This is a genomic window from Tianxiuia mixotrophica, from assembly GCF_050596425.1.
GTDB lineage: Bacteria > Bacillota > Clostridia > Peptostreptococcales > Acidaminobacteraceae.
In genome coordinates this window covers 2,894,758-2,916,788 of sequence record NZ_CP192292.1, presented here as the reverse complement: position 1 = coordinate 2,916,788, position 22,031 = coordinate 2,894,758, and the positions used below count along the sequence as shown (strand labels likewise).

At 40.5% G+C, this 22,031-nt stretch carries 21 protein-coding genes and 1 other annotated feature; of the genes, 19 read left to right on the top strand and 2 right to left on the bottom strand.

Annotated elements, in window-relative coordinates; all coding sequences use genetic code 11:
• The first annotated feature begins 24 nt into the window (after positions 1-24).
• From ACQ4KW_RS12790 to ileS, 11 genes are all read left to right on the top strand, one after another.
• Positions 25-1,374: a DUF512 domain-containing protein gene (locus ACQ4KW_RS12790; RefSeq protein WP_430882871.1), complete on the top strand. Its 1,350-nt coding sequence runs from the start codon at positions 25-27 to the stop codon at positions 1,372-1,374.
• Positions 1,367-2,701 (top strand): ribosome biogenesis GTPase Der, encoded by a 1,335-nt coding sequence (der, locus tag ACQ4KW_RS12785; RefSeq protein ID WP_430882870.1) that lies wholly within the window; start codon positions 1,367-1,369, stop codon positions 2,699-2,701. Before ACQ4KW_RS12790 ends, der begins: the two co-directional genes overlap by 8 nt.
• A 566-nt stretch (positions 2,702-3,267) precedes the next feature.
• A complete protein-coding gene (locus ACQ4KW_RS12780) occupies positions 3,268-4,290 on the top strand; it encodes an NAD(P)H-dependent glycerol-3-phosphate dehydrogenase (RefSeq protein ID WP_430882869.1) in 1,023 nt (340 codons plus the stop codon).
• A 93-nt stretch (positions 4,291-4,383) separates the two neighbouring features.
• Complete coding sequence (locus ACQ4KW_RS12775) at positions 4,384-4,755, top strand: hypothetical protein (protein WP_430882868.1); 372 nt, start codon at positions 4,384-4,386, stop codon at positions 4,753-4,755.
• A gap of 130 nt (positions 4,756-4,885) precedes the next feature.
• Positions 4,886-6,109: an HlyD family efflux transporter periplasmic adaptor subunit gene (locus tag ACQ4KW_RS12770; RefSeq protein ID WP_430882867.1), complete on the top strand. Its 1,224-nt coding sequence runs from the start codon at positions 4,886-4,888 to the stop codon at positions 6,107-6,109.
• A 135-nt stretch (positions 6,110-6,244) separates the two neighbouring features.
• Entirely contained in the window at positions 6,245-6,952 is a 708-nt protein-coding gene (locus tag ACQ4KW_RS12765) for a YggS family pyridoxal phosphate-dependent enzyme (RefSeq protein WP_430882866.1), read from the top strand.
• Between the two features lie 48 nt (positions 6,953-7,000).
• Positions 7,001-7,483 (top strand): cell division protein SepF, encoded by a 483-nt coding sequence (locus tag ACQ4KW_RS12760; RefSeq protein WP_430882865.1) that lies wholly within the window; start codon positions 7,001-7,003, stop codon positions 7,481-7,483.
• Between the two features lie 38 nt (positions 7,484-7,521).
• Positions 7,522-7,779, top strand: a complete 258-nt coding sequence (locus tag ACQ4KW_RS12755; protein ID WP_430882864.1) for a YggT family protein — start codon at positions 7,522-7,524, stop codon at positions 7,777-7,779.
• 3 nt (positions 7,780-7,782) lie between these two features.
• Positions 7,783-8,565 (top strand): RNA-binding protein, encoded by a 783-nt coding sequence (locus ACQ4KW_RS12750; RefSeq protein WP_430882863.1) that lies wholly within the window; start codon positions 7,783-7,785, stop codon positions 8,563-8,565.
• Positions 8,566-8,577: 12 nt separating this feature from the next.
• Complete coding sequence (locus tag ACQ4KW_RS12745; protein ID WP_430882862.1) at positions 8,578-9,027, top strand: DivIVA domain-containing protein; 450 nt, start codon at positions 8,578-8,580, stop codon at positions 9,025-9,027.
• A gap of 32 nt (positions 9,028-9,059) precedes the next feature.
• Positions 9,060-9,304: a binding site (T-box leader), on the top strand.
• A 152-nt stretch (positions 9,305-9,456) separates the two neighbouring features.
• Positions 9,457-12,558, top strand: coding sequence for an isoleucine--tRNA ligase (gene ileS, locus ACQ4KW_RS12740; protein WP_430886574.1), 3,102 nt, complete (start codon positions 9,457-9,459; stop codon positions 12,556-12,558).
• Between the two features lie 141 nt (positions 12,559-12,699).
• Here ileS and ACQ4KW_RS12735 read toward each other — a convergent pair whose 3' ends face one another.
• Positions 12,700-13,515, bottom strand: coding sequence for a hypothetical protein (locus tag ACQ4KW_RS12735; protein WP_430882861.1), 816 nt, complete (start codon positions 13,513-13,515; stop codon positions 12,700-12,702).
• A gap of 147 nt (positions 13,516-13,662) precedes the next feature.
• Here ACQ4KW_RS12735 and ACQ4KW_RS12730 point away from each other — a divergent pair, with 147 nt between their 5' ends.
• The 3 genes from ACQ4KW_RS12730 to pyrR all read left to right on the top strand — a co-directional run bounded on the left by ACQ4KW_RS12730 (position 13,663) and on the right by pyrR (position 15,836).
• A complete protein-coding gene (locus ACQ4KW_RS12730; protein ID WP_430882860.1) occupies positions 13,663-14,175 on the top strand; it encodes a GNAT family N-acetyltransferase in 513 nt (170 codons plus the stop codon).
• Positions 14,176-14,354: 179 nt separating this feature from the next.
• Entirely contained in the window at positions 14,355-15,278 is a 924-nt protein-coding gene (locus ACQ4KW_RS12725; protein ID WP_430882859.1) for an RluA family pseudouridine synthase, read from the top strand.
• Between the two features lie 6 nt (positions 15,279-15,284).
• Positions 15,285-15,836: a bifunctional pyr operon transcriptional regulator/uracil phosphoribosyltransferase PyrR gene (pyrR, locus tag ACQ4KW_RS12720; RefSeq protein WP_430882858.1), complete on the top strand. Its 552-nt coding sequence runs from the start codon at positions 15,285-15,287 to the stop codon at positions 15,834-15,836.
• Positions 15,837-15,964: 128 nt separating this feature from the next.
• Here the strand turns inward: pyrR and ACQ4KW_RS12715 are convergent, their stop codons facing one another.
• A complete protein-coding gene (locus ACQ4KW_RS12715) occupies positions 15,965-17,734 on the bottom strand; it encodes an Rqc2 family fibronectin-binding protein (protein WP_430882857.1) in 1,770 nt (589 codons plus the stop codon).
• Positions 17,735-17,938: 204 nt separating this feature from the next.
• Here ACQ4KW_RS12715 and dapF point away from each other — a divergent pair, with 204 nt between their 5' ends.
• The 5 genes from dapF (at position 17,939) to coaBC (ending at position 22,018) form a co-directional block, all read left to right on the top strand.
• Positions 17,939-18,781, top strand: a complete 843-nt coding sequence (gene dapF / locus ACQ4KW_RS12710; protein ID WP_430882856.1) for a diaminopimelate epimerase — start codon at positions 17,939-17,941, stop codon at positions 18,779-18,781.
• A gap of 83 nt (positions 18,782-18,864) precedes the next feature.
• Positions 18,865-19,746 (top strand): YicC/YloC family endoribonuclease, encoded by an 882-nt coding sequence (locus tag ACQ4KW_RS12705; protein ID WP_430882855.1) that lies wholly within the window; start codon positions 18,865-18,867, stop codon positions 19,744-19,746.
• 196 nt (positions 19,747-19,942) lie between these two features.
• Entirely contained in the window at positions 19,943-20,563 is a 621-nt protein-coding gene (gene gmk, locus ACQ4KW_RS12700; protein ID WP_430882854.1) for a guanylate kinase, read from the top strand.
• Positions 20,538-20,810, top strand: coding sequence for a DNA-directed RNA polymerase subunit omega (gene rpoZ / locus ACQ4KW_RS12695; protein WP_430882853.1), 273 nt, complete (start codon positions 20,538-20,540; stop codon positions 20,808-20,810). The genes gmk and rpoZ overlap by 26 nt, the downstream gene beginning before the upstream one ends.
• 8 nt (positions 20,811-20,818) lie before the next feature.
• Entirely contained in the window at positions 20,819-22,018 is a 1,200-nt protein-coding gene (gene coaBC, locus ACQ4KW_RS12690) for a bifunctional phosphopantothenoylcysteine decarboxylase/phosphopantothenate--cysteine ligase CoaBC (RefSeq protein WP_430882852.1), read from the top strand.
• Positions 22,019-22,031: the final 13 nt, after the last annotated feature.

Sequence of the window (22,031 nt, the reverse complement as noted above, 5' to 3'; positions counted from 1 at the left end):
TGAGGATTGTCGGAGGACAGATAAATGGAATTAATAGATTTGAAACACGGTGACAATATAATATCGAAAGTTTTACAAGGAAGCATTGCCGAAGAAATGGAAATTGAAAAAGGCGATGTTCTTTTAACGATAAACGGAAAACCTGTAAAAGATATCATCGACTACCTTTTTATGATTAGTGATGAGTATCTTGAGTTGGAGATTCGAAAGCCGGATGGACAAATATGGGTTCTTGAAATCGAGAAAGATTACGACGAAGAGTTGGGTCTTGAATTTAGGCATCCTATTATGGATCACGCAAGAAACTGCAGAAATAAGTGTGTATTTTGCTTTATAGACCAATTGCCAGAAGGCATGCGTGAAACCTTGTACTTTAAAGATGACGACTCGCGCTTATCTTTTTTACAGGGGAATTTTGTCACATTGACCAATGTGTCTGAGGAAGAACTTCAAAGAATGGTTGACTATAATATCAGTCCAATTAATGTATCCATTCATACGACCAATCCTCAATTGCGTGTGAAAATGCTCGGTAATAAAAATGCTGGACAGGTCTATGAACGATTGAAGCTCTTAGGAGAACACAGGGTAGAAATGAATGGGCAAATAGTACTTTGTCCAGGTTTTAATGACGGGCCTGAACTGGACCGAACCTTGAAGGACTTACATGACTTGCCAGGTGGTCTAAATTCAGTGGCCATAGTGCCCATTGGTCTAACAAAATTCAGAAAAGGCCTAGCGCCTGTTTCTGGATATGATAAAAAGATGGCACAGGCTGTTATAGATCAAGTAGAGAAGTGGCAATCTTATTTTTTAGAAAAAAGAGGAACGCGGTTTGTTTTTCTTTCCGATGAGTTTTATGTTTTAGCTGAGCAGAGTAGGCCTGATTATGAGGCCTATGAAGGTTTTGTACAGATAGAAAACGGTGTCGGTCTTATGACAAAGCTTGAGCATGAAATATATGACGCTATGGATGAATATGTTGTGGATGGTATTCAAAGTCGTCATGTGAGCATTGCCACAGGCACATCAGCATTTGAGTTTATTAAAGATATTTCAGAAAAAACAATGGAAAAATACAAGTCGTGTCGCATTGATGTTCATAGAATCACAAATCACTTTTTTGGTGAGAGCATTACAGTGGCAGGTCTAATAACCGGTCAAGATTTACTTGGCCAATTAAAGGGGAAATCCCTTGGAGACGCCTTAATCATACCTAAGAGTATGCTAAAAAGCGGCGAACCGGTATTCTTAGACGACATGACAATTGAAGAGTTAGAGAAAGCCCTGAATGTGACAGTGACACCGATAGAAGTTAGTGGTTTAGCCTTCCTGTCAAATGTTCTGGGTATCGAGGAGGCACAAAATGGGTAAACCAGTAGTAGCGGTGGTTGGAAAACCGAATGTTGGTAAATCAACGTTTTTCAATAAAATCGCAGGAAAAAGAATTTCAATCGTAGAAGATAAACCAGGCGTAACAAGAGACAGAATTTACGTGGATATTGAGTGGCTCGGAAATCATTTCACTATGATTGACACAGGCGGTATTGAGCCTGATTCTAAAGATGTCATTCTTTCACAGATGCGTGATCAAGCTGAAGTGGCTATTGATACAGCAGATGTTATTATCTTTATGCTGGACGGTAAAGATACCTATACAACGGCAGATGAGGAAATTGCTCAAATGCTAAGACGATCTAAAAAGCCAATATTATTGGTTGTCAACAAAGTGGACACGGCTAATATGCCAGACCACTACTATGACTATTACAATCTAGGCATTGGAGAACCGATTGCAATTTCATCAACCAACATGTTGAATTTTGGTGATCTTCTTGATGAAGTTGTTGCCCTCTTCCCTGACAATATTATGGATGACTATGATGAAGACGTCATTAAGGTTGCTCTTATCGGCAAGCCTAACGCTGGCAAGTCATCTCTTATCAATACAATACTAGGTGAAAACCGTGTCATTGTCAGTGAAGTGGCAGGGACAACAAGAGATGCGATAGATACACCATTTAAGGTCAATGACCAAGATTATGTTCTTATTGATACCGCAGGTATCAGAAGAAAGAAAAAAGTAAGTGAAGCCATAGAAAAATACAGTATTCTTAGAGCGCTTACGGCTATTGAAAGATCAGACGTATGTCTTCTTGTTATAGATGCCTCAGAAGGTGTTACAGATCAAGATAAAAAAATTGCTGGTCTGGCCCATGAAGCAGGGCGAGGTGTCCTTATTCTCGTAAACAAGTGGGACCTTGTTGAAAAAGATGGCAAGACGATGAAGCGCTTTACAGAAACAATTCGTCAAGAATTGGCATTTATGCCATATGCATCGATTCTATTTGTATCTGCCATCACGAAACAGCGTGTAAACCTAATTCTTGAAAGAGCTGCATATATTTCAGATCAAGCGTCTATGCGCGTGCAAACTGGTCTGCTTAATGATATTATCAATGAGGCGATTATACTCAATCAGCCGCCTTCTGATAAGGGTAAACGACTAAAAATTTACTACATGACTCAAGTGGGGGTTAAACCACCTACATTTGTTCTTTTTGTGAATGACAAAGAACTGGCTCACTTCTCTTATTTACGTTACCTTGAAAATGTGATTCGAAAGAACTTCAAATTTGAAGGCACACCGATGCACATTCAGGTGAGGGAAAAGAAGAAAATGACAGGTCCAAGAAGATAGTTTTCATAAACGAATAATTTATAGAGTCTTCATTGAAAGTCACCGAGGTTCAACACAAATATGTTGAACCTCGGATTTTGTTTTTTGCAGGCTATACCAATCATAATACTTGTTAGACATAGTATTATGATTGGGGAGATGGCTATGAAATATACCTTAGGAGATATTCAGTTAAAAAGACCGGGTACTTACTTGCGGGAAAGAGTACTGGAAATTTTGGTCCATTAATGCCATTGCAGATGCTATTGATTTATAGGAAGTGCCGATCGTCCATGAGAAAATGAAAGCAAAATTTTCCACAAAATCATCACTGGGGAAGACCGTCTTTTTAAATTTTATAAACACTGTTTCGAGACACATAAAAAAGATGAGGAAAACCAAGCAAATAGACATGATTAAAAAGGCACCCCGATGCACAGAAAATCTCTGGTCTGGGTGCCTTTCTTAGTTATATTCAACCGATGTTAAGAATTTATTCACATATATAAGACCAGGTCATGATATAATAGTTCTGGTCAACATAGGAATCCGCATTACATACAGAGTTTTAGATAGGAGTTGTCTTTATGAAAGTTGCAGTACTAGGAGCAGGCAGTTGGGGAACTGCACTAGGTCTAGTTTTAGCTCAAAAAGAAATGAATGTGAGTTTGTGGTCTTGGCAACAAGCCCAAACAGATGAAATTATAAAGACGAAGAGAAATGAAAAGTACCTGCCGGGAGTGGAACTCCCGGATAATATTCAACCGACTTCAGACCTGAAGATGGCTATAGACGGGGCTGAAATCGTGCTTATAGCCGTGCCGTCTCAAGCAGTTCGACAAACCCTTGAAAACTGTTCTGACCACATTAGCAAGGAACAGGTCATTGTCAATGTTTCAAAGGGGATTGAAATGACAACCTTAAAACGAATATCACAAGTGGTTGAAGAGTTCCTGCCAGAAAATAAGTTTGTGGCTCTTTCAGGTCCCTCGCATGCTGAAGAGGTTTCAAGAAAAATTCCAACAACTTTGGTATCAGCGTCTACAGACAGGCAGGCCGCTGAGCTGATTCAAGACACTTTTACAACAGAAAATTTAAGAATTTACACCAACCCTGATCTTATAGGGGTAGAAGTGGGTGGTGCTCTTAAAAATATCATTGCCCTGGGAGCGGGTATAAGTGATGGCCTAGGGTTTGGAGACAATGCCAAAGCGGCTCTCATGACCAGAGGCATCCATGAAATTGCCCGTTTAGGACTAAAAATGGGCGCCAAGCTTGAGACTTTTTCTGGTCTTTCGGGCATTGGCGATTTAATTGTAACTTGTACGTCCATGCACAGCCGGAATAGACGCTGCGGTATTATGATCGGTGAAGGCATGACAACTGATAATGCCATTGAAAAAGTTGGTATGGTCGTTGAAGGCATTTACACGATAAAGTCAGCCTATGGTCTGAGTGAAAAGTACAATGTTGAAATGCCAATCGCTGAACAGCTTTATAAAGTTATATATGAAGACTACAATGCCAGAGAGTCAGTGAGCAACTTAATGATTAGACGTATGAAGCATGAAACAGAAGAAGCCGCTCAGGAAGCCTGGGGCGATCTGTAATCTTACTGTAACTATAGCTTGGAATGCTTTCATGGAAAATAATGCTTTGTTGATGTATAATATAAATAGGGCTTATTTGAAAGTGGTGAAAATATGAACAGATACATTGAGATGATCTTATTTTTCAGTTTAAGTCTATCAGTATTTGGATATCTGTTTGCAGTGATTAAAGAAAAGCTGGATTTAAAAAATCAGCGCGTATCTATAAAAAGCAAATCTGTAACACAAGATCTGATAGATGATGTAGATTTTAAAGTCTTCAAACTGGGTGAAAAAAGATTAAACATCGGTGATGAAATTAGTGTAAAGCTCAAAAACGACAACAAGGTCAAAGGGACCCTGATTGGTGCCAAGAAAGTTGAAAATGCCCTGTGCATCGTCACTGACGATGATCAGCTCCTCGACGTTCATGTCACACGGATTAAGAAGCTTAAAGTCACACTAAAATACGGACGGTTGTTCTAAATGATTTAAAGTGTTTTGAACTCAGGAAGGCTACTATACTATATGTAGGTAGCCTTTTTCTGTACGAAAGACTTGTAATCGGTTTCAGGATTACAAGCGTCTAGTGGAATAACTTGATTGGGGCGAACGGATGAAATTTAATTTCGGACGATTTCTGAGGTTTATAATATTCACAGGGATAATTGTGTATTTCGCATATAAAATGGTCTCTGGCTTTATTATGGATGAGAAGCTGACGGAGACAGTCGTATATGGACAATTGAATATTGAAAAAGAATATGACGGCATCATCTTTCGCAACGAACTCATTATAAACACAAATGTAGAAGGCAATATACGCTACAATGTCGCTGATGGAGACAAGATAAAAAAGGGACTAAAGATCGCAGAAGTGTATAGAGAAACCGGCGATGTGGCTGTGGGCACATCTGAAGATGGAGAAGCGGAAGACCTAGTCAGTGCCCAGACACTAACCATTTCTGAGGATGACCTGAATGGCGAAATCGAGAAAATTGTAAAGGCCCTATTAGAAGCCAGAGAACAGAAGGATTTCATGCAGGTGAAAAATCTAAAGCAAGATCTGGATTTAAAACTTGATAAACTTGAAATGCTGTCCAATATGGACTTGGCAACGGGCAGTGGGTTTGAGCAAGCCTTTGTTGGCGGAGGTGTTCTTGGAGAAGGGCAATCCATATCTTTTTATAGCCCCAAAGCGGGCATTGTGACCTTTGCAAGTGATGGTATGGAGTCTATTCTAACCCTAGATAATATTTATAAGCTGGACTATGACACGGTGATTTCTCAGCCCATTAATGTAAAATCCCTAACCACGGACTATGTCACAAACCAAAAGCCTGTTTACAAAATTGTAGACAACTCGGTTTGGATGCTTGTGGCCCTCATTGAGAAAGAAGAAATCGGTCTTTATGAGGAGGGCAAATACGTTAAAGTGAAAATCGGAAGTGAGTCTGTGACCGGCGTGGTATCCAAAGTCTTTGAAACAGGTGAACGGGGTGCCCTGGTCTTAAAAATGACTGAACAAGTTACAGATTTCTATAAAAAACGTGTTGTAAGCACCACCATTATTCGAGAGAATTACCAGGGCTTAAAAATACCGAGTTCGGCTATCATTACAAAAGATGAGCAGCAGGGGGTATTTATACTTGGAGTGGATAATAAGACAGTCTTTAAACCGGTGAGAGTAATCGGTTATGATAAAGAGTTTGCCATAGTTAAGAACGGTTTTGTCGATGTGACTGTGGGAGAAAAAACAGAGCGTGTCCGGTCAATTGATATCAATGATGATGTTTTGATTCAGGGTGTCAATTTTAAAGAAGGTGACTCGGTCTACTAAATTAGGCCTATATAAATCAAGACCCAAACGTCATGATAATAAAGCCTAAAAGATTTTAAATGGGTGAAGACCGCATAAAAGACCCGGTTAAAGGAAAGCATAAGCGGTAAGAAAAGCTGAAATAGAGGTGAGGATATGTCTTTTAGCTATGTAAAAGAAAATTTGGATGATATTAAAGAGAACATCAAGCAAGCCTGTGAGAAGACGGGAAGAAATGCAGAGGATGTAACCCTTGTCGCTGTGACCAAAACAGTAGAAAGTGAAGTGATGAACGCTTCCATAGACTATGGGGTTAAAATTGTGGGTGAGAACCGTGTACAGGAGATCAGACGGAAGTTTGAAGATGTTAAACCTGTTTCATGGCATCAGATAGGACATTTACAAACAAATAAAGTGAAATATATTGCTGATAAAGTGGACATGATCCATTCAGTGGATAGTTTGAAACTCGCTAAGGAAATATCTAAGAGGGCCAATCAACACGACCGAACCATTGATATTTTATTACAGGTGAATATTGCAGGTGAAGAGCAGAAATTCGGTATAGATGAATCTGAACTGCCTGAGCTTATCCACGAGGTATCCCAATTGCCTTCTGTACAGGTAAAAGGACTTATGCTCATAGCGCCTTTTGCAGAAAATCCTGAAACTGTACGCCCAATTTTCAGGAGAATGAAGGAAATCTTTGATTTAACGAAGAATAGAATCTATAATGGTGATTATACAAACATTGAAATGCAGTATTTATCAATGGGAATGTCTGGGGATTATGTGGTTGCCATTGAAGAGGGAGCGAATATGGTTCGCATCGGAAGCGGTATATTCGGTGTAAGAACTTACTGATATCGAGTGAGATAACCCACTCGAAATAAATCGTGTATGGAGGTCAGCATGTCTGAAAAATTTGTAGATAAAATAAAGTTCTTTATGGGGTTCGGAGCTTACGAAGATGAAGATGAATACGTTGAAGAAGATGTTGTAGAAGAAGAGAAAAAGCAAGTCACGAGCACCTTTACACAAGCACCAGCACCATCAAAGGTTGTTAGCTTGCACTCGACGACTTCCACATCGTCAACGTCACTAGGATCGAATATGAAGGTTGTTTTGCATCAACCAGTTGAATTTGATGACACAAGAGCCATTGTTGACAGTTTGAAAAACAAAAAACCAGTTATTATCAATATTGAAGACATAGATGCTGAACTCGCAAAGAAAATTTTTGATTTTTGCAGTGGCGCACTTTATGCTCTTGATGGTCATATTCAAAAAGTATCTAGGGGTATCTTTATTCTGGCACCGAATAATGTCGACATTTCAGGCGATGTTAAAAACGAGCTGGCCGATAAAGGAATTTTCCCGTGGTCATCAAAATAATATGAGTGTGATTTTAACTCATTAAGGAGTGTTTAGACATGAATGCATTTAAGGTAGCAACAGCCTACTTTTTCCAACTAATCTACTTAGCAGTAATGATCAGAATTATTTTGAGTTGGGTGGGTAGAGGCATAAACAATCAATTTACACAACTTGTCTACCAAGTTACAGAACCTCTTCTAGCACCATTTCGTGAGTTGCAGCACAGACTAGGTGTTGGTGGTCAACTTGATTTTTCACCAATTCTCCTGCTTTTAACCCTGCAGTTAATTGGTGGCTTCATAGGAAGACTGTAAATTATGTTAAAGAAAGATATGATAATGGAAAAGGCGCGGGTCAGCGCTTCTTCACGTCAAGTGGCTATTCGAATTATCGATTTAGCCTCTCAGGTTATGAAGAAGCACGAGCCTGCTTTTTCTGATTTTATAACGCCAGAAGATCAAGATGTGGCGCTTCGGATATTAAGCCAAATTCCAGATGTTCAATATGACTTATTTGGTGGCTATGATGATGCGGAATATCAAATTGTAGGCATTTTTCCAGATTGGATGATGTTCACGAAAGAGGATTTTCCCCTGTCTGTGGTGGATGTTGAAATGAAAGAAGAAGCCACGCATAGATCCGTTCTTGGTTCGGTTCTTGGGCTGGGTATCAAGCGGGATAAAATTGGAGACATACTTGTCTATGACGATGTTATTCAAGTGGTGGCAGGCCATGCAATGGCCCAGTATATCAGTGTTCATCTAAGGAAGATTGGACGGCATACAGTCAAATCGGATGTGCTTGGTGTTGAGGGCTTAAAGCCAAAAGACGTTGAATATGAGAGTTTCAGTGCAAGTGTCAAGTCTCTGAGACTGGATGCTATTGTGGCGGCAGGCTTTAATATTGCAAGGGGAAAGGCCGCTGATTTAATTAAGCAAGAACGTGTTAAAGTCAACTATAGATTTGTGACATCTGTTTCTAAACAACTGGGTGAGGGCGATTTAATTTCCGTTCGAGGGAAGGGCCGAATTGTTTACGCTGGAGATGAAGGGACGACACGAAAAGATAGAATACGGGTAAAACTCAAGCGTGTTAAATAGGGGGCATGTTAGATGAAACCAATTGATATTCAAAAAAAAGAGTTCAATAAATCTATGAGAGGCTATTCCACCAGTGAAGTGGACGTTTTCTTAGAACAAGTTTCAAATGCACTTGAAGAAGTGCTCACTGAAAATGAGAACTTAAATAGTCGATTAAAGCAGGTTGAAGGAGAACTGGATAAGTTTAACCGAATTGAACAGACCCTTCGGGATGCCCTCGTTGTGGCCCAGGGGACCGCTGAGGATGTTGTGCGAACGGCCAATCAGAAAGCGGATCATATTGTGGCTGCAGCAGAGCACAAGGCAGAAAAAATTCTAGATGATGCCAACAATAGAATTATTGGCGCTCGAAAAGAATATGAGGAAGCCAAGAAAGATGCCATCCTTTTTAAGACCAGATTCAAGACCCTATTATCAGCCCAACTTGAAGCTGTGGAAGAATCCTTGGTTGACGATGAATGAAAAATCCATTATAATGCAAATGATATTTAATAATGAGAGCCTTGACGGGGAAGAGTAAAGATGAAAGTCCTTTAAGAGAGCTGGTGGTAGGTGCGAACCAGTGGGATATCATATTGAAAATCACCCCTGAGCTTTTAAAGTGAAATCACAGTAGGGCGTTTTTAATGCCTATGTGAGATTAGTTTTAAACGGTTTGAAACCGATAACATCAATGGAGTGACTGCTTTTTGCAGTAAACTCGGGTGGTACCACGTGATAACTATATCCCGTCCTGAGCGATTGAATCGTTTGGACGGGATTATTTTTTTACAAAAAATTTGTAGGATCGAACAGCTCGTTGATCAATTTTCATCACGATGATGAGATTTTAATTGGGCATACGGGTAAAGGTCATGAATGCGACAGGCATTTAAGGAAAGGGTGTTTGAATTGGCAAAGTACAATGAATTATCCAAAAAGCCAGTGTATGAAGCAGAAGCTGATGTACGAGCGCTTTGGGATGAAATCGACTTACTTAAAGCAAGCGTTGAAACAAGAGAAGGCAAGGAATCTTTCGTTTTTTATGATGGACCGCCAACAGCAAATGGTCGTCCAGGGATTCATCACGTTATTGCAAGAGCTCTAAAAGACTCCATTTGTCGTTACAAGACAATGAAGGGCTATCAAGTAAAACGTAAGGCTGGTTGGGACACGCATGGCCTTCCAGTTGAGATTGAAGTGGAAAAACGCCTGAATCTTAAAGACAAGCACGAAATTGAAAATTATGGTCTAGAAAAGTTCAACCAGCAGTGTCGTGATTCTGTATTTGAATATGAAGCCGCTTGGAGAGAACAAACAGAGCGCATGGCTTACCTCATTGATCTAGACAATCCATATATCACACTGGACAACAATTTCATTGAAACAGAATGGCATATTCTTAAAAAGTTCTTTGATGAAAACATGATCTATGAAGGTCATAAAATTCTACCGTACTGTTCGCGCTGTGGCACTGGTCTGGCATCTCACGAAGTTGCTCAGGGCTACCAGGAAAAGAAGACAACAACAGTTACAGTAAAGATGAAGCGTAAGGATGCAGACGAGTATTTCCTTGTATGGACAACAACACCTTGGACACTGGCTTCAAATGTTTGTATCACAGTGAATCCAAAGGAAACTTACGTAAAGGTTAAGCAAAATGACGAGATCTTTATCGTTGAGAAAACATTGGCTCCAAAAGTTATGGGTGAAGACATCGAAATCCTTGAAGAATTCAAGGGGGAGAGTCTTGAAGGCATTGAGTACGAACAGCTTATGCCATTTGTGGAAACAGATAAGAAGGCCTTCTTTGTCACTTTAGGGGATTATGTAACAACGGAAGACGGTACTGGTATCGTTCATACAGCCCCTGCATTTGGTGAAGATGACTACAACGTTGGTGTCAAATATGGTCTGCCTGTGCTTCAACCAGTTGATGAAGACGGCAAGTATACAGAAACACCTTGGGCAGGCAAGTTTGTTATGGACGCTGACCCAGAGATTGTTATCTGGTTAAAAGAACAAGGCAAACTTTATAAGAAAGAAACAATTCAGCACAATTATCCGCACTGCTGGAGATGCAAGACGCCACTTTTATACTATGCTAAGCCAAGCTGGTACATCGAAATGACGCGTCTAAAGGACCAGTTGATCGAAAACAACAATGGCGTTAACTGGCATCCGGCCCATGTAGGGGAAAAGCGTTTCGGCAACTGGCTGGAAAACCTCAATGACTGGGCCATCTCTCGTTCGAGATATTGGGGCACGCCTCTTAACATCTGGCGTTGTGACGATTGTGGAGAATTGACATCTGTCGGTTCGAGAAAAGAACTGGTTGATAGAGCCAAAGAAGATATTGATGAGTCGATTGAACTTCACCGCCCATATGTTGATGATGTTCACCTAACATGTAATTGTGGTGGTAATATGACACGTGTACCAGATGTTATCGACTGCTGGTTTGACAGTGGGGCAATGCCGTTTGCGCAACAGCACTGGCCATTTGAAAATGAAGATATCTTTGACACTGTGTTCCCAGCGGACTTTATCTGTGAAGGGATTGACCAGACACGTGGTTGGTTCTACTCACTTCTTGCTATTTCGACATTTGTAACAGGTAAGGCACCTTATAAGAATGTTCTTGTAAACGACCTTATCCTGGATAAAGAAGGCAAGAAAATGTCTAAGTCAAGAGGCAACACGGTAGATGCCCTTGAACTCTTCGACAAGTATGGTGCAGACGTTGTGCGTTGGTACATGTACTATGTGTCACCAGCATGGGTGCCTACTAAGTTTGATGAAGAAGGTGTTAAGGAAGTAAACTCAAAGTTCTTTAGCACATTTAAGAACGTATACAACTTCTTTACGCTTTATGCCAACACAGATGGTGTTGATGCGTCAGATTTCAATATTGCTCCATCTGATAGACCAGAACTGGATCGTTGGATTCTTTCTAAGCTTAACTCACTTGTTAAAAATGTTACAGAAGACCTGGACGCATTTGATACAACCAAAGCGGTTCGTAAGATTCAAGAATTCGTAAATGAGGATCTTTCAAACTGGTATATTCGTCGTTCAAGAAGACGTTTCTGGAGCACTGAGCTTACTGATGATAAAAAATCTGTATACAGAACGACATGGGAAGTTCTTAAAACAGTGGCTCAACTCGCTGCGCCATTTGCACCATACACATCAGAAGAGATTTACCGCAACCTGACAGCGGATCAGTCGGTACATCTTTCTGACTTCCCTGTGGCAGATGCAGATCAGATTGATCTTCGTGTTGAAGAAAAAATGGACTTGGTTCGTGAACTGGTTCGCCTGGGTCGTGGTGCACGCGAATCCGTTAAGATTAAAGTGCGACAGCCAATTCAAAAGGTTCTTGTAGATGGCAATTACGAGGCGCTTATTAGTGATCTTGTGCCTCTTGTACAAGAGGAACTTAATGTGAAGGAAGTTGAGTTTGCTAAGAGTCTGAATGAATACATGAATTTCACACTCAAGCCAAACTTCCGTGTTCTAGGTCCTCTGCTTGGCAAGAACATGGGACTTTTCGGAAAAGCCCTTAAAGGACTTGACGCAAGTGTTGTGGCGCCAAAGCTAGACGCAGGTGAGACTGTCGTGATAGACCTTGGCAATGGCGATACTTTTGAAGCGACATCAGAGCATATTCTTGTTGCTATTGATTCAAAAGAGGGTTTCACTGTTGGTGTTGAAAACAATGTCTTCATCATCCTAGACACAACTCTAAATGAAGCCCTAATCAATGAAGGGTATGCAAGAGAATTTGTTTCGAGAGTTCAGCAGCAGCGTAAGGCGAATGATTTCGAAGTGACAGACAATATCAAGATTTGCTACATGTCAGATGAAGAGTTTGCAGCTGGTCTTAAGGCACATGAGGACTTCATCAAAAGCGAGACACTTACAGTTGAACTTGACGAAAAAGCACATGACTTAGCTGAAGAGTTTACTCTAAATGGTCATGATGTGAAGATTTACATTGAAAAGGCTTAATTGAATTCAGATTCCTGTGTCCAAAGAATTTGGGAAGTGCCTTATAAATAAGTGGTACAATGAGATTTATCCTTAAAGATAAAAGCAACCCCAAACACGTTTTGACGTGTTAGGGGTTGCTTTTTTTATGTGTTTTAAAGGTCACTCCTGAGATGGAGCTTCTTTTATATAAGCCTTGCCCAGTGATTTTAAATCACAAGGGTCATGGTCTTTTTCATACATGCGTACCATAGAAATGGAATCTCTAACAAGGTCAGAGTGCTTTTTCCAACCGACGAATAAGAAATAATGATGGTTGGTTTTAATGAAAACACAGCGACCAGCCTGGTTTGTAAACCCCGTCTTTATAAAGCAAAAGTTTAAGTCCTCATAAACGGTCCACTTGCGATAAGTCGTATGTCCAAATCGGCCGTCGTAGATGCGCTCGTAAATTTCAATGAGGTTTTCGTTTTCCACAAAAGCATTCAAAACATTTGTTGGTGTGTCCATGTTCTCGTAGCGCACACCATCTATCTCCACAGGCAGACCAGAACTTGATACAAAGCCTTCTTTTGGAGGTTCGTCCAGCATGTTTTCGGCAACCGTGTTACAGGACCTAACAAGGAGGGCTGTAATGGCATCCACATAGGAGATGGTGTCACCGATTTTGACCTTTGAATAGTTATATGGCGTGTCCACAGAAATGGTTATTTCTGATTTGAAGTTTTTCATAAAGGCATTTAAGGTATAAGCTTTGGTCAATGATGCCAGGTATATCATTTCTGTGTCAGGGTCCGCGGAGCCCTGAAGAAGTTCTAAATCCTCGTTCCATATCCAAAACATGGGGGTGTTTACATCAAGCTCAGCCTCAACTTGGCCAAGCTCATCTGGTATGTTGTCGGCAAAACCAGCCCCTTGAAGTGTAAGTGTTAGGATGATCAGCCAGATAAGTGTGACAAAAACGGATTGAGATTTCATAATCTTTTAAACCTCCTAGATGCTCTTATTATATTGATACCACAAAAGGCACTATGAACTCAGACGAATCATTTTGAATATTATCAAAAAAATTCATTATTAACAGTATACACCATAGGGTATAATAAGTGAAAAGGGGGAATGACAATGCATTCATATTTAATGATTGGTGAAAAAATTAAGGTAAGAAAAACTGAGAACGGTGACTTAAATTACATAATGCAAACAGAACAAGATGCTATGCATACAAAGTTCATTGGACAAAATTCTCCAGAAGAACACCTAGCAATGATGAAGCACCCAGACATTATCCATTTGATTATCGAAGAAAACGCATCCAAATCACCTGTGGGCTACATGATTTTAGCTGGGCTAAAAAACATTGATCATGCAGTTGAAATTAGGCGTATAGCCGTGTCTGTAAAAGAGCAGGGCTATGGAAGTGAAGCCTTGAACTTGGCTATTAAGATGGCCTTTGAAGAGATGAATGCCCACCGGGTATGGCTGGATGTACGCGTTCACAATAAAATCGCACAAAAGGCTTATGAGTCTGCAGGCTTTGTATATGAAGGTATACTTAGAGATGCAGCCCGCCTTGGTGACAAATATGAGTCTGTGAAAATCTATTCCATGCTCAGACCGGAATATGAAGCTCTTTAGCACTTGATACACGCTTGAAATACAGCTATAATAGCTTATATAGAATACAAGTTTGTAATAAAAGACTGCCCTTGGCAGTCTTTTAGATTTTATATCAAGGATAGAATTTGAATGGACTGCTGGCAAGTGACAATTAAAAGACAGTTTTTGCATGGCGTTCATACTTTAGGGAGTTTAATGTGAATATATTTTCATTTATTATAGAACCAGAAGAAGCAGGAGAAAGAATTGATACATATTTGGGTAAAGCCATCGACAATGTGTCAAGATCATACATACAAAAGCTGATTAAGGATGGTCGTGTTAGTATTAATGGCCAGCCTATCACAAAGAAGAACATCAAGCTAGAAGAAGACATGGAAGTTTCCATTCAAGTGCCTGAGCCAGAGGTTCTCAAGGTGGAAGCAGAAGATATACCCGTTGAAATTGTATATGAAGATGAATGTCTAATGATTGTCAATAAACCACAGGGGATGGTCGTTCATCCTGCACCAGGAAACTACTCAGGAACCCTTGTTAATGCGCTGATGTACCATGTAGACCATTTGTCGTCTATTAATGGGGTTATAAGGCCAGGTATCGTCCACAGGATAGACAAGGACACATCAGGCATACTTATGATAGCCAAAGACAACCAGGCCCATAATAGTCTGGCAAGCCAGCTCAAAGCCAAAACCACAAAGCGGGTTTATTTGGCTGTGGTTCATGGAAAAGTTTCTAAAGATGAAGGCACGATCAATGCACCTATAGCAAGAAATCCTAAAGACCGGCTTAAAATGGCTGTGGTTGCAGGAGGCAAAGAAGCCGTAACCCATTATAAGGTGGTTCAGCGCTTTAAAAACTACACGGTTGTGGAGCTGAGGCTGGAAACGGGGCGGACACATCAAATTCGTGTCCATATGACCCATATTGGTCACCCGCTCTTAGGTGATCCGGTTTACGGGAAAAAGCAAGGAAAAATAAAGCACGAAGGACAGCTTCTTCATGCAAAAATGCTGGGGTTTGAGCATCCACGAACAGGGGAGTACATGGAATTTGACTCGGACCTTCCAGAATACTTTAAAACCATACTAGGGAAAATTGAATCAGTGGAAAGGGGATAATATTTCATGGAGTTTAAAGCAAGAATACTTGACGAAAAAGCAATGAACAGATCGCTGACCCGCCTTGCACATGAAATTATTGAAAAAAACAAAGGGGTTCATGATGTTATTTTAGTGGGCATTCGGTCACGCGGAGTCCCCCTTGCAAAAACGATAGCTGAAAAGATTGAAATGATAGAAGGGGACACTGTTCCAGTGGGGTCTCTTGACATAACCCTATATCGAGATGATTTGACGGAAATTGACAAGCAAGCGGTCTTTAAGGGATCTGATATCAGTGTAGATATAACGGGGAAAATCGTCGTTCTAGTGGATGATGTTATTTTTACTGGTAGAACAGTGCGTGCGGCTATGGACGCCCTTATAGACATTGGTCGACCTAAGTCTATTCAACTGGCAGTATTAATAGACAGGGGACACAGAGAATTTCCGATTCGTCCGGATTACGTGGGCAAAAATGTTCCGTCTTCAAGTTCGGAAATCATTAAGGTACACCTAAATGAAACGGACAATGCCAATGAGGTTTGTATTTATCAGGGCAAGACCAAAACGGAATGATTTTAACTTGAACAATGATAAAAACCGCCTATATCATGTATGCTAATGACATGACCTAGGCGGTTTTTTAGTTTGTGTATTTGACCCTTATTAAATAAAAGTCTTTGTAATATAAGTCTTTGACGGCATTACGCCTTTCTAAGAGATTCAACTTCCTCTTGGTCAGGTGTGACGTATAGGGTCTGATTTGTCGTATAAATGACCATGCCTGGTTTGGCACCACTCGGCTTGCTGACGTGTTTAACAGGCGTATAGTCTACTGGGACCTGACCTGACAGGCGTCCCTTTGAGTGCCATGCTGCTATGCAGGCCGCTTCGTAAATGGTCTGCTCTGGCACATCTTCACCCTTGGTTCGTATAATAACATGGGAGCCGGGGATGATTTTGGTATGGAGCCACATGTCTTTATTTGATGCCAGCTTCAGGGTAAGATAATCGTTTTGAAGGTTGTTTTTACCAACCAGTATTTCAAAGCCCTCACTGGACATATAGGTTAGGGGCTCAAATTTAGATTTCTTTTTTGTCTTGCTTTGGTGTTTTTTCTTTAGTATGCCTGACTCTATCAGTTCCTGTCGTATTTCTTCAATGTTGGCTGGATCAGAAGACAATTCAACAGCTGACTGAACTTGTTCCAGATACGCCAGATCCGCCTCGGCTTCCTCAATTTGTATAGCCAATTTATCTTGAGCCGTCTTGAGTTTGTTGTATTTTTTAAAATACTTCTGAGAATTTTCTGAAGGTGTTCGCCTTGAATCGAGTTTTATTATGATTTCCTTAGAATCAGGGTCATAATAATTGACAACTTTGACCTCGTGCATGCCCTTTTCCATCTGGTAGAGGTTGGCAAGTATGAGTTCTCCATAGATCTTTGATTCCTCAGCGTTTTCAGCATAAAGTTGTTCTTCCTTTAACTTCTGTAATTTATTTAGAAGCCTGTCAATTCTTTGAGAAAGAAACTTGCGCAGGTTTTGCGTTTTATGAAGCATACGGTTAACCTGATCTTTTTTCTCATAATACTCTTCAATAACATCTGTGATTCTATTTTTTTCCACCGTTTCAAATTCTGGTGCCAAGTAGTGGTTAAGTCGAAAGGCCGACAAGTCCATGTATTTTCCAGTTTCATTTTCCTTAACAATTACAGGGGAGTAATTGTTTTCCCTGATAGCCGTCTTAATTTTATCTAGACCAGCCCAAAGTGTATCCAGCTGGGATTGAGTCAACTCTTTGACGTCGGCATTTTCAGGTATATTTGCTTCAAAACAAATAGATCTAGAAATTGCAGGACTGAAGCCCTGATAGGTCATATAGATCCATTTAAAAATCTTGGTTGCCTTCGTGGTGTTGTGGATGCGGTTTAAAAAATCAACCTTTTCTGAAAGACGCAGATTTTCTTTATCTGTTACAAGAAGCTCATACTTGAGGCCCGGTAAAATTTGTCTTAAGCGGGAAACGCTAAAAGGAATTCTTTTAATACTATCTAAGATGGTGTCATCTTCAGCATCAATGAGAATGATATTAGAGTGTTTGCCCATAATTTCTATAATGAGACGTTTCACGGCCAGGTCGCCCAGTTCGTTTCTAGACTCCACATCTATGCAAATCACTCTCTCGAGTGCATGCTGACGAACACTTAGCACCCTTCCGCCAGCCATGTGTTTTCTGAGCAGCATACAAAACATAGGGGCCTTTAGCGGGTTGTCCATCTTCCTTTCTATTAGGGTCATATGGGGAAGATTAGAATTGGCTGAAATATAGAGTTTGAGTTTTTCTCCTGGCGCCTTAATATGAATAACCAGAGCATCGGGCTCTGGCTGGTGAATTTTATCTATACGGCTGCCTGAGAGACGATCGTTGAGTTCGTCTGCAAGACTTGCCATGAGTATTCCATCGTAAGCCACGTGTTACCTCCTTTGGCTATTTAAAACCTGCCCTCAAGTATACCACTGTTTGCAGTAAAATGAAAGTCGTCAAACTTATGCAAATTCGGTTGTAAAGCTGAAATGTGTGGCTATATGTGTTAAAATATAGGAAGTGTTAAATCCTGATATAAAAGCTATGAGAAGTCTTACAGACAGGATAAACAGATGAATTGAGGTGAAGGTATGAAGATCAAGTTCAAGAAGATGCATGGGGCAGGCAATGATTTTGTCATCATGGCATTTTCAGAGGATCTTCCAAATGATTTAAGTGCATTCGCAAAAAGCATTTGTGATCGTCATTTTGGGGTCGGGGCTGATGGGCTGATGATAGCTGCACCATCAGAATCAGATGATGTCAGAATGATTTTTTACAATGCAGATGGCAGTGTGGCTGAAATGTGTGGAAATGGCGTGAGGTGTTTTAGTCGCTTTGTCTATGAGGAAGGCCTTGTTTCGGGAAAGTGCTTTGATGTTGAGACCTTGGCAGGAACGCAAAAGATTGAACTAAAGCTTAAAGATGATGTCTTAATTGATGTGAAAGTCAATATGGGAAAGGCTCATGTAATAGCTAGTGAAGTGCCTGTTATATGCGATAAAGATATTTTTGAAAACCAGGAAGTCGATCTGGATGGTCAAAAACTCAAGCTTACAAGCATGCGGGTAGGGGTTCCCCATACCATGGTATTTGATGATGACTTTAACCAAAAGACCGTTTGTCATTTAGGACCTAAGATTGAAAAGCATAAGATTTATCCAGAAAAGACAAATGTAAATTTCGTTCATGTGATTGATAGTGAGACCCTGCGGGTTGCAACCTGGGAAAGAGGGGCAGGAGCCACGCTGGCTTGCGGAACTGGTGCCTGTGCATCTTTTTATGCGGCCAACAAACTGAAACGGGTCACAGACAAGGTAATTGTTCATGTGCCCGGGGGTATTCTGAAAATTTCTAAGAATGATAATGATGAAATTATTATGGAAGGAAATGCAGTCCTTGTTGCAGAAGGTTTCTATTATTATGAGCCTTAAAGCGTACAGTGGGCACAAGGCAAAAGACATATAAGAAGACAAGGCCTTTTTGGATACTTGTCAAAACAAATGGAGGGACTCCCATGATTTTAAGTATGACCGGCTATGGCCGTGGTGAATTTGAAAATGAAAATTATAAGATAACCGCTGAGATGAAGACAGTCAACCATAGATACTGTGATATCATCATCAAAATGCCTAAAAAACTCATTGCACTTGAAGAAAGAATGAAATCCCTGATTAAGGAAAAAATAAATCGAGGGCGTGTTGAAGTATACATCAACTACGAAGAAATTATAAAAAATGACTATAATATTGAACCCAACTTTGCTGTACTAGACCAGTACCACAGGGCGCTTTCTAGCATTAAAGACAAGTATGATGTCAAAGAGACCATTTCACTGGGACTGTTATCAAAATTCCCAGATGCCCTTGAAATCACTTATGAGGAAACTGATCAAGAAGCGGTTTGGCTTGTTATGGAGGAGTCTTTAAAAAGAGCGCTTGTCTCAGTTGAACATATGAGAGACGTTGAAGGTGGAAAGCTAAAGATTGATGTTATCAATCGCGTGGAAAGCATAAAGACCATGCTGGCTTCAATAGAAGCGCTTGTTCCGGATATTGTTCAAAATCACAAAAGCAAGATGACAGAACGAATTCATGAACTTCTAGATGGTGAAGTGGAAGTGGACGAAGACAGAATCATCCATGAAGTTGCAGTTTACGCAGACAAGACGAGCATCGCTGAAGAGGTTACCCGCCTTTATAGCCATTTTGATCAATTGAATCACTTTTTGGAAAAAGGCGGCAGTGTTGGTAGAAAGCTAGACTTCCTTGTTCAGGAACTCAACAGAGAAGTGAACACAATTGGCTCAAAATCTCCTGATATTGATATTTCCAATTATGTAATTGAAATGAAGAGCGAAGTGGAAAAGATCAGGGAACAGATACAAAATATCGAGTAAACCGTTAAAATGCTGTTGAATGGAAGGCGATTTCATGGTTTAATAGAGATTGCAAAGTTTAACTTGGTGATGGAATCGCACTTGAAATTACTAGCTGAAGCCATGTGAATTCAATGTCTTCAGGGTTTTATTAGGCAAATGTTCAAATGTGATCTCAAGTTATTCTTGAACAATAAAGTATCTGAAGGGGTTATCTATGAAGCGTAGAGGGCTATTATTGGTCGTATCTGGACCATCTGGTGCTGGAAAAGGCACAATATGCAAAGAACTGTTAAGCCGCAGAGGCGATGATATAACCGTATCTATATCTGCAACGACACGCAGTCCACGTGATGGTGAGGTCGAAGGTGTAAACTACTTCTTCCTTAAGAAGGACAAGTTTAAGGAAATGATCGAAGAAGGCGAGTTCTTAGAGCACGCCCAGGTCTATGATAACTTCTATGGAACACCAAAGAAATTTGTAATGGATGAACTGCTTGAAGGTCGAAACGTTCTACTTGAAATAGATATTCAAGGCGCTATGCAAGTTAGAGAAAAATACCCTGAAGGGGTATTTGTGTTTGTCCTGCCACCTTCTATGAAAGAACTTAAAAATAGAATTATCGGCAGGGGTTCAGAAACTGCAGAAACGCTTGAAAAAAGATTTTCGAGTGCATTTTCTGAGATTGACTATATCGAAAAGTATGATTATTATATCATCAATGATAAAGTCGATAAGGCTACGGACACCCTTGTTTCAATAATAGAAGCAGAGTCTCATCGTGTTGTTGAAAACATTGAAGAACTTATAAATGAATTTAAAGGAGAGCGAGAGTAATATGCTTAAACCATCAATCACAGAGCTGCTAGACATGACAGGTAGCAGATATTCACTAGTCATTGCGGCTTCAAAAAGAGCAAGACAAATCATCGACGGATCAGAACCGCTAACGACAGCGAGTTCTATGAAGCCGGTTTCTATCGCAACACAAGAAATTTACGAATCAAAGGTAGAAGCAGTTGAAGCAGTTGATGCAACAGAACTCGAAGACGTTGTTCATGTAGAAATCCCTAAATCAGAGTAGGTGATCCCATGTTAAAAGGGAAATCTGTCGTACTTGGCGTTACAGGCGGTATAGCTGTATACAAGGCTGTAGATGTTGTCAGCCGTTTGCGTAAAAAAGGCATAGAAGTCAATGTAGTTATGACTAAAAATGCCCAGCAGTTTGTATCCCCGGTCACTTTCCAAGCCATAGCAAATAATCCAGTTGTCACAGACATGTTTGATGAACCAAAGACATGGGACACGGAACATATTTCTTTGGCCCAAAAGGCGGATGTGTTTCTAATTGCGCCAGCCACGGCCAATATAATCGGAAAAATGATAGGTGGTATAGCAGATGACATGCTGTCCACAACTGTCATGGCAACAACTGCGCCAGTTGTGGTTGCCCCTGCAATGAATACGAACATGTATTTAAACCCAGTGGTTCAGCGAAACATCCAGGCTCTAAAAGAGCTGGCTGTTGAGTTTATTGAACCTGCATCGGGTCGTCTGGCCTGTGGTGATATTGGTGTTGGGAAGTTGGCTTCACCAGAAGATATTGTCGAATACGTGGAACATGTTCTTTTAAGAAGCGATGTCCTGAAAGGGAAAAAAGTTCTTGTGACAGCTGGTCCAACAGTCGAGCGTATTGATCCTGTTAGGTATCTTACCAATAGATCTTCAGGAAAAATGGGGTATGCTCTAGCAAGACATGCGGCCCATATGGGCGCTGATGTAACACTTGTTTCAGGACCAACAAATCTGTCGGTGCCTGCAGGTGTGAATCGGGTATCTGTCGATTCAGCCGAAGCTATGAACGAAGCTGTTCAAAAGCATCTTGATGCAGACATAGTAATTGGCGCTGCAGCGATTGCTGATTATAAGCCAGAACATATGGCTGACAAAAAGCTGAAAAAGTCAGACGATGATATGAGTATTCCTCTGGTGCGTACACCAGATGTATTACTTGGCGTTGGCTCTGTAAAACGTGATGGTCAATTTTTAGTTGGCTTTGCAGCGGAAACAAATGATGTTGAAGCCAATGCCATAAAAAAAATTGAGAAGAAGAATCTTGATATGATCGTTGCAAACGATGTGAGTCAAGCAGGTGCTGGTTTTGAAGGTGATACAAATGTTATTCAAATCATTGAAAAAAGCGGTAAGAAACACAGCTTTGACATGATGACGAAGAATGAAGCGGCATTTGAAATCATGAACACCGTAGCAAGACTTATGGATAAGGCATAATAAGTGAAATTGG